This window comes from Blastococcus sp. SYSU DS0616, assembly GCF_054051015.1.
Window position 1 is genome coordinate 118,185 of the sequence record NZ_JBJHAJ010000002.1, and the last position, 12,665, is coordinate 130,849.

Consider the following 12,665-nt stretch of genomic DNA (forward strand, 5'->3'; position numbering starts at 1 on the left):
TCCGTGCAGACCCTATCGGTCGCGGCGAGACGCGGCTCCCACTCGCCCCGTTCGAGCACCCGCCCCCTGTTGATCAGGTCACCTGATCAACAGGGGTCCTGGCTCAGTGTCGACGGTGAGCCAGGACCCCGTCAGGTGAGCCAAGAGGCCGAGAGGTGAGTCGGGACGTCGGGCCGGCGCCCGCACGTCGACCGGCCCGCCACCCCGGGGGGCGACGGGCCGGTCGACGAAACGGTCGAGCAGTGCCGGGCGGGGCCGGGCCGCTACTGGGTCAGCATGTCGTCGGTGACGACCGACTCCGTGTCGGGGATGCCGAGATCCTTGGCCCGCTTGTCGGCCATGGCCAGCAGACGCCTGATGCGGCCGGCGACCGCGTCCTTGGTCATCGGCGGGTCGGCCCGCTGCCCGAGCTCCTCCAGCGAGGCCTGACCGAACTCCAGGCGGAGCCGGCCGGCGACGAGGAGGTGCTCCGGAGCGTCCTCCCCGAGGATCTGCAGGGCCCGCTCGACCCGGGCGCTGGCGGCGACGGCGGCCCGCGCCGAGCGGCGCAGGTTGGCGTCGTCGAAGTTGGCCAGGCGGTTGGCGGTGGCCCGGACCTCCCGGCGCATCCGCCGCTCCTCCCAGGCGAGCACCGCGTCGTGGGCGCCCATGCGGGTGAGCAGCGCGCTGATCGCGTCGCCGTCCCGGACGACGACCCGGTCGGCCCCGCGCACCTCGCGGGCCTTGGCGGCGATGCCCAGGCGGCGAGCGGCTCCGACGAGGGCCATCGCCGCCTCCGGGCCGGGGCAGGTGACCTCCAGAGAGGAGGAGCGGCCGGGCTCGGTCAGGGAACCGTGGGCGAGGAAGGCTCCGCGCCAGGCAGCCTCGGCGTCGTTGATGCTGCCGGACACGACCGCCGGGGGCAGGCCCCGGACCGGGCGTCCGCGCTGGTCGACCAGGCCTGTCTGGCGGGCCAGACCTTCGCCGTGCTTGGCGATGCGGACCAGGTAGCGCACGCCGCGGCGGATGTTGCCGCCGGCGAGCACGCTCACCCCGCTGGTGTAGCCGTAGACCTCGCTGATGTCCCGCCGCAGCCGCCGGGCGACCGAGCCGGTGTCCAGCTCGGCCTCGATGACCACGCGACCACCGACGATGTGCAGGCCACCGGAGAACCGCAGCAGCGCGGTCACCTCGGCCTTGCGCTCGGAGGTCTTCGTGCACTCCACCCTGGAGAGCTCGTCCTTCACCATCGCGGTCATCGCCACGCCGTCCACCCCCACGTTCCCCCGGGGTTTGCCGCCCCCGCAGTCCGGGTCAGCGTCATCTACGCCGTCCCCTCTCCCCCTCGTGCCGGCCGGTCGACCGTCCACCTGGTACCCGCTCGCACACCGCTATTCGTTCACCGCAGCCCGACCACGGAGGCCAGCGCCGCGGACAGCCGCACCGGGTCGTGCCGCGGCGCGCCGTCCGGCTCGGCGACCGGCGCCAGCAGCAGCTCCGCGCCGCACCCGCGGACCGCCTCAAGCAGACCACGGCGGTCAACCACCGATTCCACGTCCGCGATCACGGTGTGCAACGCCACTCCGTCCAGATGGACCTGCAACACGGACAGGTGCTCCTCCGGGGAGAAGCCGTCCGTCTCGCCGGGCTGCGGTTCCAGGTTCAGCACCACCACCACCCGTGCCCGGGTCGCCGCCAGGGCGGCACGGAGCCGGGGCACGAGCAGGTGCGGCAGCACCGAGGTGTACCAGGAGCCGGGCCCGAGCGAGACCACGTCCGCCGCGGCGATCGCCTCGAGCACCGCGGGGTGCACCACCGGATCGGCCGGGGCGAGCCGGATCTCGCGGACCCGGCCCGGGGTCGCCGCGATCGCCACCTGCCCGCGGATGGTGCGCACGCGGGCCGGGTCGTCCGGGTCGGCGGTCTCCACCCGGGCGACCAGGTCCAGTGGCTCGTCGGCCATGGGCAGCACCCGGCCGGCGGCACCGACGAGCGAGCAGAGCTCGTCGAGGGCCCGGACGGTGTCACCGCCGAACATCTCCGTCAGCCCGGTCAGGAGCAGGTTGCCGACCGGGTGGCCGGCCAGGACACCGCTGCCACCGAAACGGTGCTGGAACAGCGTGGCGAGGGTCTGCTCGCGCTCGGCCTCACCCGCGAGCGCGGCCAGCGCCATGCGCAGGTCGCCGGGCGGCAGCACCGGCATCTCCCGCCGGATCCGCCCGGAGGAGCCGCCGTCGTCGGCCACCGTCACCACGGCGGTCAGCGCCGGGGTGATCCGGCGCCAGGCGGCCAGCGCAGCCGCCAGGCCGTGCCCGCCGCCGAAGGCGACCACCCGGGGCGCTCGTCCCGGGACCGTCGGCCCTGCCACTACTCGCGCCCCAGGTCGCGGTGCCGGGCCACGGCGGCGATGCCCTCGGCGCCCAGCCGCCGGGCGAACTCCTCGGCGATCGCCACGCTGCGGTGCTTCCCGCCGGTGCAGCCGACCGCGAGCGTCAGGTAGCGCTTGCCCTCGCGGCGGTAGCCGGGCAGCAGCAGCCGCAGCACCTCGCCGTACCGGTCCAGGAAGTTGGCGGCGTCCTGCTGCCCGAGCACGTAGTCGCGGACGTCGGCGTCGCGCCCGGTGTGCCCCCGCAGCTCCGGCACCCAGTGCGGGTTCGGCAGGAAGCGGGCGTCCACCACGAGGTCGGCGTCCAGCGGCAGCCCGTACTTGAAGCCGAAGCTCATCACCGTCGCGGTGAGGGGCGGGGTCTGGCCGTCGCGGGCGAACGCGTTCTCCAGGGTGGCACGTAGCTGGTGGACGTTGAGATCGCTGGTGTCCACCCACAGATCGGCCTCGCCGGCGATGCCGGTGAGCAGCGCGCGTTCGGCGGTGATCCCGTCGATGAGCGTGCCGTTCCCCTGCAGCGGGTGCTCCCGACGGACGGACTCGTAGCGCCGGACCAGCACCTCGTCGCGGGCGTGCACGTACACCACCCGGGGCCGGTGCCCGGCCTCGGAGAGGACCCGGATGGCCTCCTGCAGGTCGCTGGAGAAGGCCCGGCTGCGGACGTCGACGACGGCGGCGAACCGGCGCAGGTCCCCGCGGGCGCCCAGCTCCACCATCGGCAGCAGCAGCGCCGGCGGCAGGTTGTCCACGACGAACCAGCCGAGGTCCTCGAGCACCCGGCCGGCGCTGTTCTTCCCGGCGCCCGAGAGCCCGGTGACGACGACGACCTCGAGTGGCTGGGTCTCCGTGCTCGCCGGGTCCATCGCCGGCGAGACGTCGTTCTGGGGCCCCACCGGGGGCGTGGTGCCGGGCCCCTGGGCCGGCGCCTCGGCCTCCCTGCCGGCGTCCGCGGTCACGAGGCCACCCGGCCGACCTCGGCGGTGTTCCCGGAGCCGGCGCGCGGGACGCCCTGCTCGGCCGGGCCCTGGGGCGCGAGGGTGGTCTCCGCCGCCGGCGGCTTCCCCTCCTCGGGCGCCGGCACCGGTTCGGCCACCGCCATCTGCACCGCCTCCGCCGTCCGCCGGCCGATGCCGGGTACCGCCATGAGCTCCTCCACTGTCGCGGCCCGCAACCGTTTGAGCGAGCCGAACTGCTTCATCAACGCCTTGCGACGCGTCTCCCCGAGCCCGGGGACGTCGTCCAGGAGGGAGACCAGCATGCCGGTGGACCGCTTCTGCCGGTGGTAGGTGATGGCGAAGCGGTGGGCCTCGTCGCGCACCCGCTGCAGCAGGTAGAGCGCCTCCGAGGTGCGCGGCAGGATCACCGGGTCGCTCTCCCCCGGCAGCCACACCTCCTCCATGCGCTTGGCCAGCCCGCAGACGGCGACGTCGACGATGCCGAGCTCGTCCAGCGAGCGCGCGGCCGCGGCCACCTGGGGAGCACCGCCGTCGACCACCAGCAGGTTCGGCGGGTAGGCGAACCGGCGGGGGCGCCCCTCCTCGGCGGCGATCCCCTGCTCGTCCCGGCGGTCGGCCTCGTCCTTGAGGTGCCGGGCGAAGCGGCGGCGGACCACCTCGGCCATGGCCGCGGTGTCGTCGGTGCCCTCGGTGACGGAGAACCGGCGGTAGTCGGACTTCTTCGCCAGCCCGTCCTCGAAGACGACCATCGAGGCCACCACGTTGGTGCCCTGGACGTGGCTGATGTCGATGCACTCGATCCGCAGCGGTGCGTCGGGCAGCTCGAGCGCCTCCTGGAGCTCCGACAGCGCGAGCGAGCGAGCGGTCAGGTCACTGGACCGCTTCACCCGGTGCCGGGCGAACGCCTCCTTGGCGTTGCGCTCGACGGTCTCCATGAGGCTGCGCTTGTCGCCCCGTTGCGGCACGCGCAGTGAGACCCGGCCGCCGCGGAGCTCCTCGAGCAGCTCGACGTAGACGTCGGCGTCGTCGGGCAGCTCGGGGACGAGCACCTCGCGCGGGACGGCCTCGCCGGCCTCACCGACGCCGGTCTCCTCGTCGACCCCGCCGTACACCTGGAGGAGGAACTGCTCCACCAGTTCGCCGGTGGTGACGTCCTCGACCTTGTCGATGATCCAGCCCCGCTGCCCGCGCACCCGCCCGCCGCGGACGTGGAAGACCTGGACGGCCGCCTCGAGCTCGTCCTGGGCGAAGGCGACGACGTCGGCGTCGGTGCCGTCGCCGAGGACGACGGCCTGCTTCTCCATCGCCCGCTTGAGCGCTCCGATGTCGTCGCGGAGCCGGGCGGCCTTCTCGTACTCCATCGCCTCGGCGGCCTCACCCATCTCCCGCTCGAGCCGCTTGATCATCGAGTCGGTGCGCCCGGCCATGAAGTCGCAGAAGTCGTCGACGATCCGCCGGTGCTCCTCGGCGCTCACCCGGCCCACGCACGGGGCGGCGCACTTGCCGATATAGCCCAGCAGGCAGGGCCGGCCGATCTGGCCGGCGCGCTTGAAGACGCCGGTGGAGCAGGTCCGTGCCGGGAAGACGCGGGTCAGCGTGTCGAGGGTCTCGCGGATCGCCCAGGCGTGGGCGTAGGGGCCGAAGTAGCGGACGCCCTTCTTCTTGGGCCCGCGCATGACCTGCAGCCTCGGGTACTCCTCGTTCAGCGTCACGGCGAGGCTCGGGTAGCTCTTGTCGTCGCGGTAGCGGACGTTGAAGCGGGGGTCGAACTCCTTGATCCAGTTGTACTCGAGCTGGAGCGCCTCGACCTCGGTGCCGACGACGGTCCACTCCACGCTCGACGCCGTCGTCACCATCTGGCGCGTGCGCGGGTGCAGGCCCGCGACGTCGGCGAAGTAGCTGTTCAGCCGCTGCCGGAGGCTCTTGGCCTTGCCCACGTAGATGACCCGGCCGTTCGGGTCACGGAACTTGTAGACCCCCGGGGACTCCGGGATGGAGCCGACCGCCGGGCGGTACGTGGAGGGGTCGGCCATGCCTCCACACTAGGTCGCCGCACCGACACGTCGTCAGCGAGCGCACCCGTCCGTCACAACCGCCCCAGCGGTTGCGGGCAGGCGTCGAGCCCGGTCCGGCGCCAGCGCGCCGCACCGGGCTCGGGGACGCCGGCTCAGACGACCGGGCGGGACCGCCAGGGCGCGTGGGCGGTGAGCCCGGCAGTCGCGCGCTGGGCGAGGTGAACCGCCCGCCGCGCCAGCACCAGGGCCGACACGGCTCCCGCACCGCCGGCCGCGACCGTCATCACGCCCGACGCCCCACCGGTGAGGACGGACGCGGACAAGGCCAGCACAGCGAGCAGGACGATCGTCGACCGCACTCCCCCGCCGGACACGGGCGAGCCGCAGTTCGAGAGATCGGGGTCGCAGTCGGGCGTCAGCGCACTCATCGCTGTCCTCCTCCGAGGGACTCCGCCACGCTGCTCGAATGCTCTACGTGACGTCGGTCACAACGAGAGTACGGCGGTCGGGCTTCCCGCTCAACCCCCGTGGCCTCCACCCCCCGGTCCGGCGGCCCCGCGGTGCGGCGGCCCGGGGGTGCGCCGACCCCACGCAGCACGCCCACGCGCGATCCGCCACGGCGCCCGACCAGCACGCCGAGCAGCGCCGCGTGGTTCGGCGATCGCGGCACCGGGCAGGCGTGCCGGGTGGCCCGGAACGACGACCGGAAGAGGTGACCGATGATCCCGACCCTCCCCGCGCCCGACAGCTCGCTGGCCCTGCTGCGCGACGGCTACGCCTTCATCTCCCGGCGCTGTGACCAGCTCGATACGGACGCCTTCCGCACCCGGTTGCTGCTGCAGCCGGCGGTCTGCATGCGCGGCGCCGAGGCGGCCCGGATCTTCTACAGCGGTGAGCGCTTCACCCGGACGGGGGCGTTCCCCTCGTCGGTGCTGCGCCTGCTCCAGGACGAGGGCAGCGTGCAGGCGCTGGACGGCGAACCGCACCGCCACCGCAAGGACATGTTCCTCAGCGTGCTCCAGGGCACCGGCAGCGAGGCGATCACCGAGCGGCTCGCCGACGAGTGGCGCCGCGCCGTCCCCCGCTGGCAGCGGGCCGGTCGCGTCGCGCTGCACGACGCGGTGAACGAGGTGCTGACCCGTGTGGCGGCGGGCTGGGCCGGGCTGCCGATGAGCGAGCGCGACGTGCGCCTGCGCACCCGGGAGATGTCGGCGATGGTCGACCACGCCGGTGACCTGGGGCCACGGAACTGGCTGGCCAGGGTGCTGCGCAACCGCTCGGAGCGGTGGGCGCGGGACCTCGTCGAGCGCACCCGCCGCGGCGCCCTGCAGCCGCCGGCCGGCAGCGCGCTGGCCGTGATCGCCGCCCATCGCGACACCGCCGGGGAGCCGCTCACCCTGCCGGCTGCCGGGGTGGAGCTGCTCAACGTCCTGCGGCCCATCGTCGCCGTCAGCCGGTACGTCGTCTTCGCGGCGATGGCGCTGCTGCGTCACCCGTCCTGGTACGACACCTTCGCCGACGGTGACGAGACCGACCTCATGGCCTTCGTCGACGAGGTCCGCCGGTACTACCCGTTCTTCCCGTTGATCGGCGGGCGGGTGCGCCGGCCGTTCACCTGGCAGGGGCACGACTTCCAGGTGGGCCTGCGGGTGCTGCTGGACCTGTACGGCACCAACCACGATCCGCGGCTGTGGCCGGACCCCGAGGCGTTCCGCCCCGAGCGGTTCCGCGACTGGGAGGGCGATGCCTACACGCTGGTGCCGCAGGGCGCGGGCGAGTACGGGGACGACCACCGCTGCCCCGGCGAGCCGATGACCCGGCTGCTCATCGCCGAGGCGATCCGCCAGCTGACCCGGTCGATGCGCTACCGGGTGGGGGTCCAGGACCTCAGCGTCAGCCTGCGCCGGCTGCCGACGCTGCCGGCCTCCGGCTTCGTCATCTCCGACGTCCGGCCGCTGCCGACGGCGGTTCCGGCCGCGGGCTGAAGCCGCCCGCGACGTCGACGGCCCGGGCCCCGGCGTGCGGGCGCGGGCCGTCGACGTCCACCGGTCAGCTGGCCTTCTTGCGCGCCCGCTTCTTCACCGGGCCGGCCGCCGCCGCGGCGACGGCGTCGGCGTCCAGCAACGGCACGAGGTACCGGCCGGTGTGGCTCTCCGGGACCGAGGCGACGAACTCCGGCGTGCCCTCCGCGACGACCATGCCGCCGCGGAAGCCCCCCTCGGGCCCCATGTCGACCAGCCAGTCGGCGCTCTTGATGACGTCGAGGTTGTGCTCGATCACGAGCACCGAGTTGCCCTTGTCCACCAGCCCCTGGAGGACCAGCAGCAGCTTGCGGATGTCCTCGAAGTGCAGACCGGTGGTGGGCTCGTCGAGGACGTAGATGCTGCGCCCGTTGGACCGCTTCTGCAGCTCGCTCGCGAGCTTCACCCGCTGCGCCTCACCACCGGAGAGCGTGGTCGCCGGCTGGCCGAGCCGGACGTAGCCCAGGCCGACGTCGGTGAGCGTGCGCAGGTACCGGGCGATGGCCGGGATGGCGGCGAAGAAGTCCGCCGCCTCCTCGATCGGCATGTCGAGGACCTCGGACACCGTCTTGCCCTTGTAGTGCACCTCGAGGGTCTCCCGGTTGAACCGGGCGCCCTTGCACACCTCGCACGGCACGTAGACGTCGGGCAGGAAGTTCATCTCGATCTTCAGCGTGCCGTCGCCCGAGCAGGCCTCGCAGCGGCCGCCCTTCACGTTGAAGGAGAACCGGCCCGGCAGGTAGCCGCGGACCTTCGCCTCCGAGGTCTGGGCGAACAGCTTGCGCACGTGGTCCCAGACGCCGGTGTAGGTGGCCGGGTTCGAGCGCGGGGTGCGGCCGATCGGCGACTGGTCGACGTGCACGACCTTGTCCAGGTGCTCCAGCCCGGTGACCGTGCGGTGCCGGCCGGGCACCAGTCGCGCCCGGTTCAGCTCGTTGGCCAGGACGCTGTAGAGGATGTCGTTGACCAGGCTGGACTTGCCCGACCCGGAGACGCCGGTGACGGCGACGAGCATGCCGAGCGGGAAGGTGACGTCGACACCCCGCAGGTTGTTCTCGCGGGCGCCCTTCACCACCAGCTCGCGCCCCGGGGTCCGCTCGCGGCGTTTCGCCGGGACGGTGATCTCCTTGCGCCCGGACAGGTACTGGCCGGTCAGCGACCGCTCGCTGGCGAGCAGGTCCTCGACCGTGCCGCTGACCACCACCTCGCCGCCGTGCTCACCGGCTCCCGGGCCGATGTCGACCACCCAGTCGGCGGTCTTGATGGTGTCCTCGTCGTGCTCGACGACAATCAGCGTGTTGCCCATGTCACGCAGCCGCACGAGGGTCTCGATGAGCTTGGTGTTGTCCCGCTGGTGCAGCCCGATCGACGGCTCGTCCAGCACGTAGAGGACACCGACGAGGCCGGATCCGATCTGGGTGGCCAGCCGGATGCGCTGCGCCTCACCGCCGGCCAGGGTGGCGGCCGGGCGGTCGAGGGAGAGGTAGTCCAGCCCGACGTCGACGAGGAAGGACAGCCGGGCCTGGATCTCGCGCAGCACGCGATCGGCGATCGCCTTCTCCCGCTCCCCGAGCTCCAGCGCGCCGAGCCACTGCGACGCCTCGCCGATGGAGAGGTTGGTGACCTCGGCGATGGAGCGGCCGTTGAGCTTCACCGCGAGGATCTCCGGCTTGAGCCGGGTGCCGTGGCAGACGGGACAGGGCACGTCGCGCATGTAGCCCTCGTACTTGTCCCGCATGTAGTCGCTGTCGGTGTCGTCGTGCCGGCGCTCCAGGAACGGCAGGACACCCTCGAAGGCGGCGTAGTAGCTGCGCTCGCGGCCGTACCGGTTCTTGTAGCGCACGTGCACCTGGTCGGGCGAGCCGTGCAGGATCGCCTTCTGCACCTTGGCCGGCAGCCGCTCCCACGGATCGTCCATCGAGAAGCCGATCTGCTGCGAGAGACCGGTCAGCAGTCGGGTGAAGTACTCGTTGCTCATCGAGCTCGACCACGGGGCGATCGCGCCCTGGTTGAGGCTCTTGCCGGGATCCGGCACGACGAGCTCGGGGTCGACCTCCTTGCGCGTGCCGATCCCGGTGCACTCGCCGCAGGCGCCGAAGGGCGAGTTGAAGGAGAACGAGCGCGGCTCGAGCGCCTCGAACGACAGCCCGTCGTCGACGCAGGCCAGGTGCTCGGAGAAGGTGCGCTCGCGCGCGGGGTCACCCTCCGGCAGGTCGACGAAGTCCAGGACGACCAGCCCCCCGGCCAGCCCGAGCGCGGTCTCCACCGAGTCGGTGAGCCGGCGCTTGGCGCTCTCCTTCACCGTGAGCCGGTCGACGATCACCTCGATGCTGTGCTTCTCCTGCTTCTTCAGCGCCGGCGGTTCGGTGAGCGGGTGCACGGTGCCGTCGACGCGGACGCGGGAGAACCCCTGGGTCTGCAGCGAGCTGAACAGGTCCACGTACTCGCCCTTGCGCGCCCGCACGACGGGGGCGAGCACCTGGAAGCGGGTGCCCTCCTCCATCGCCAGCACCTGGTCGACGATCTGCTGCGGGGTCTGCCGCGAGATCGGCTTGCCGCAGTTCGGGCAGTGCGGCTGCCCGGCCCGCGCGTACAGCAGCCGCAGGTAGTCGTAGACCTCGGTGATGGTGCCGACGGTCGACCGGGGGTTTCGGTTGGTCGACTTCTGGTCGATCGACACCGCCGGCGAGAGCCCCTCGATGAAGTCGACGTCGGGCTTGTCCATCTGGCCGAGGAACTGGCGGGCGTAGGCCGACAGCGACTCGACGTACCGCCGCTGCCCCTCGGCGAAGATCGTGTCGAAGGCGAGGCTGGACTTGCCCGACCCCGACAGCCCCGTGAAGACGATGAGCGCGTCACGGGGGAGGTCGATGTGGACGTCCTTGAGGTTGTGCTCGCGGGCGCCGCGGACGACGAGCCGGTCCATGTGATCCCTGTCGGTCGCTGGTGGGTGGTGCGGTGGTGGCCTGGACGGCGGCGGTCGTGGTCCGATCGCGGCCCAGCCCGTGCAACTCCGGCGCGGCCCGCGGTCGTCCACCCGGCGCTGTGAGTTGCGCCCGGTCACCGGGCGGCCGCTGCGCGCTCGGGCTCAGGCCGGCGTCGCGGTGGGGTCGAAGACGGGCGCGTACCGGCGCCAGGGCCGACGGGACTCCAGCTCGCCGGCGATCCAGAGTAGCCGCTCCTCGGCACCCGGCGGCCCGACGAACTGGACCGGCACGGGGGGCCCGCCCGGCCGGGCGCCGGCCGGCAGGACCGCGGCCGGGATGCCCGCGAGGTTCCAGGCCGCCGTCCACGGGGACCAGCGCGCGTTGGCCGTGAGGTTGGCCAGGAAGGACCGCTCGTGCCAGGGCCGGGCGGGCAGCGGCGGACCGGTGGTGACCGGCGTGAGCAGCAGGTCGACGTCGTCGAAGAAGCGCTCCATCCGCTCCCGGAACCGCTCCTGCGTCCGGGGCCGCACCAGCCCGAGCCGGCGCACCAGCCTGCCGACGCGGGCGTGCGTGCGGCTGCGGGGCTGCAGCCGCGCACGGTCGATGCCGAGGAACTCCGCGTCGTCCTCCGCCCCGGCCATCCACCGCGCGAGCGCGCCGGCCGCGGCGGCCGGGGTGACCGGCGGGTTCCGGCGCACCACCGTGTGCCCGGCCGCCCGCAGCTGGTTCACCACGGCGTCGACCGCCGCGCGGGTGGCCTCGTCCGCGCCGACGCCGGGGAGCGGCGACCGGGTGCTGACTGCGATCCGGAGCGGACGTCCGGGCGCGGCCGGGGCCGTGGGCCGCTCCCCCGCCAGCACGGCGTGCGCGACCGCGAGGTCGGCGACCGTGGTGGCCAGCGCGCCGTTGACGGCCATGCCCGACCAGTCGTCGGCGCCGATGCCACCCGGGACCACCCCGACACCGGGCTTGAGCGTGACCAGCCCGCACGCCGCGGCGGGCAGCCGGAGGGAGCCCATGCCGTCGTTGCCGTGGGCGAGCGGGACGGCGCCGGAGGCCACTGCCGCCGCGCTGCCGCCCGAGCTGCCCGCCGGCGAGAGGGCGGTGTCCCAGGGGTTGCGCGTGACCGTGCCCGGGCCGTCGGTGGCGGCGTACAGGCACAGCTCGGGCACCCGGGTGATGCCGACGACGACCGCGCCGGCCTTGCGCAGCCGGGTGACGATCTCGTGGTCGCGGCGCTCCGGTCCGCTCTCCCGGGCCGGGGAGCCGTCGGTGCACACCTCGCCGGCCACCGGCACGTTGTCCTTCACCGCGACGGGCACCCCGGCCAGCGGGAGGGCGAAGCGGGTGAGGCTCGCGTCGACCGCGGCGGCCTCGGCCAGCGCCGCCTCGCGCCGGACGACGCGGAAGGCGCCGACCCGCGCGTCGACCGCCTCGATGTGGTCGAGGTGCGCGCGGACCACCTCCACCGCCGTCAGCTCGCCCGCGCGGACCCGCGCCGCGATCTCCGTCGCCGTCAGCCCGACGATCCGCGCCCCGGGCTCCTGCGGCTCGCCCCCCGCGGCCCCGCCTCCTGCAGCGTCGCCCTGAGCGGTGCCGACACCTCCGCTAGCGTCCATGACTGGACCGTAACCGCGCCCGCCGACACTTTCCGAACGGAGTCCGGATGAGCACCCCCACCTATACCGGAGACGTCACGGTGGGCGGCCCCGCCGACGTGCGCGAGCTGCCCGGGCTGACCATCAGCAAGGTCGCGGTCAGCGAGATGGCGAACAACGCCTACCTGCTCCGGTGCACCGCCACCGGCGAGGCCCTGCTGGTCGACGCCGCCGACGAGCCGGCCACCCTCCGCTCGCTGGTCGGCGACGCCGACCTGCGCACGGTCGTCACCACCCACGGGCACTGGGACCACCACCGGGCGCTGCCCGACGTCGTGCGCGAGACCGGGGCGGCGACCGTCGCCCACCCGGCCGACGCCGCCGCCCTGCCCGTTCCGGTGACGCGGCCGGCCGAGCACGGCGACACCGTGGCGGTCGGTGAGCAGACGCTCGAGGTCGTGCACCTGCGCGGGCACACGCCCGGCAGCATCGCGCTGGTCTGGCGTGGCCCCGCCGACGCGGGGGTGCACGTCTTCACCGGCGACAGCCTCTTCCCCGGCGGCGTGGGCAAGACCTGGTCGGCGGAGGACTTCGCCAGCCTGATCGACGACGTCGAGGAGCGACTGTTCGCCGTCCTCCCGGACGACGCCTGGATCTACCCCGGGCACGGGCGGGACACCACCCTCGGCGCGGAGCGCCCACACCTGGGCGAGTGGCGCGAGCGCGGCTGGTGACCCCGCCGGTGGTTCCGGGTGCACCAGGCGCCATCCGGCCGTCGACAGG

General features: G+C 73.7%; 9 protein-coding genes. 2 read left to right on the top strand and 7 right to left on the bottom strand.

Annotated elements, in window-relative coordinates; all coding sequences use genetic code 11:
* Positions 1–263: 263 nt before the first annotated feature.
* From whiA to ACI79K_RS02170, 5 genes are all read right to left on the bottom strand, one after another.
* Positions 264–1,238: a DNA-binding protein WhiA gene (whiA, locus tag ACI79K_RS02150; RefSeq protein ID WP_456590378.1), complete on the bottom strand. Its 975-nt coding sequence runs from the start codon at positions 1,236–1,238 to the stop codon at positions 264–266.
* 140 nt (positions 1,239–1,378) lie between these two features.
* A complete protein-coding gene (locus ACI79K_RS02155) occupies positions 1,379–2,311 on the bottom strand; it encodes a gluconeogenesis factor YvcK family protein (protein WP_456590324.1) in 933 nt (310 codons plus the stop codon).
* 35 nt (positions 2,312–2,346) lie between these two features.
* Positions 2,347–3,321: an RNase adapter RapZ gene (gene rapZ, locus ACI79K_RS02160; RefSeq protein ID WP_456590323.1), complete on the bottom strand. Its 975-nt coding sequence runs from the start codon at positions 3,319–3,321 to the stop codon at positions 2,347–2,349.
* Positions 3,318–5,354, bottom strand: a complete 2,037-nt coding sequence (gene uvrC / locus ACI79K_RS02165; RefSeq protein WP_456596477.1) for an excinuclease ABC subunit UvrC — start codon at positions 5,352–5,354, stop codon at positions 3,318–3,320. The genes rapZ and uvrC overlap by 4 nt, the downstream gene beginning before the upstream one ends.
* A gap of 134 nt (positions 5,355–5,488) precedes the next feature.
* On the bottom strand, positions 5,489–5,764 hold the full coding sequence (locus tag ACI79K_RS02170) for a hypothetical protein (protein WP_456598841.1): 276 nt from the start codon (positions 5,762–5,764) through the stop codon (positions 5,489–5,491).
* Between the two features lie 291 nt (positions 5,765–6,055).
* Here ACI79K_RS02170 and ACI79K_RS02175 point away from each other — a divergent pair, with 291 nt between their 5' ends.
* Positions 6,056–7,321: a cytochrome P450 gene (locus ACI79K_RS02175; RefSeq protein ID WP_456590320.1), complete on the top strand. Its 1,266-nt coding sequence runs from the start codon at positions 6,056–6,058 to the stop codon at positions 7,319–7,321.
* 64 nt (positions 7,322–7,385) lie between these two features.
* Here the strand turns inward: ACI79K_RS02175 and uvrA are convergent, their stop codons facing one another.
* Together uvrA and ACI79K_RS02185 are read right to left on the bottom strand one after the other, a co-directional pair.
* Positions 7,386–10,283, bottom strand: coding sequence for an excinuclease ABC subunit UvrA (gene uvrA / locus ACI79K_RS02180; RefSeq protein ID WP_456590319.1), 2,898 nt, complete (start codon positions 10,281–10,283; stop codon positions 7,386–7,388).
* A gap of 162 nt (positions 10,284–10,445) precedes the next feature.
* On the bottom strand, positions 10,446–11,903 hold the full coding sequence (locus tag ACI79K_RS02185; protein ID WP_456590318.1) for an amidase: 1,458 nt from the start codon (positions 11,901–11,903) through the stop codon (positions 10,446–10,448).
* 47 nt (positions 11,904–11,950) lie between these two features.
* Between ACI79K_RS02185 and ACI79K_RS02190 the strand changes: the two genes are divergently transcribed.
* On the top strand, positions 11,951–12,616 hold the full coding sequence (locus ACI79K_RS02190) for an MBL fold metallo-hydrolase (RefSeq protein WP_456590317.1): 666 nt from the start codon (positions 11,951–11,953) through the stop codon (positions 12,614–12,616).
* The last annotated feature ends 49 nt before the right edge of the window (positions 12,617–12,665 follow it).

Bases quoted from the DNA above. Each gene is read 5' to 3' on its own strand.
- ACI79K_RS02190 (WP_456590317.1), top strand. From the start codon at position 11,951: ATGAGCACCCCCACCTATACCGGAGACGTCACGGTGGGCGGCCCCGCC.
- ACI79K_RS02185 (WP_456590318.1), bottom strand. From the start codon at position 11,903: ATGGACGCTAGCGGAGGTGTCGGCACCGCTCAGGGCGACGCTGCAGGA.
- whiA (WP_456590378.1), bottom strand. From the start codon at position 1,238: ATGACCGCGATGGTGAAGGACGAGCTCTCCAGGGTGGAGTGCACGAAG.
- uvrA (WP_456590319.1), bottom strand. From the start codon at position 10,283: ATGGACCGGCTCGTCGTCCGCGGCGCCCGCGAGCACAACCTCAAGGAC.
- ACI79K_RS02170 (WP_456598841.1), bottom strand. From the start codon at position 5,764: ATGAGTGCGCTGACGCCCGACTGCGACCCCGATCTCTCGAACTGCGGC.
- ACI79K_RS02175 (WP_456590320.1), top strand. From the start codon at position 6,056: ATGATCCCGACCCTCCCCGCGCCCGACAGCTCGCTGGCCCTGCTGCGC.
- uvrC (WP_456596477.1), bottom strand. From the start codon at position 5,354: ATGGCCGACCCCTCCACGTACCGCCCGGCGGTCGGCTCCATCCCGGAG.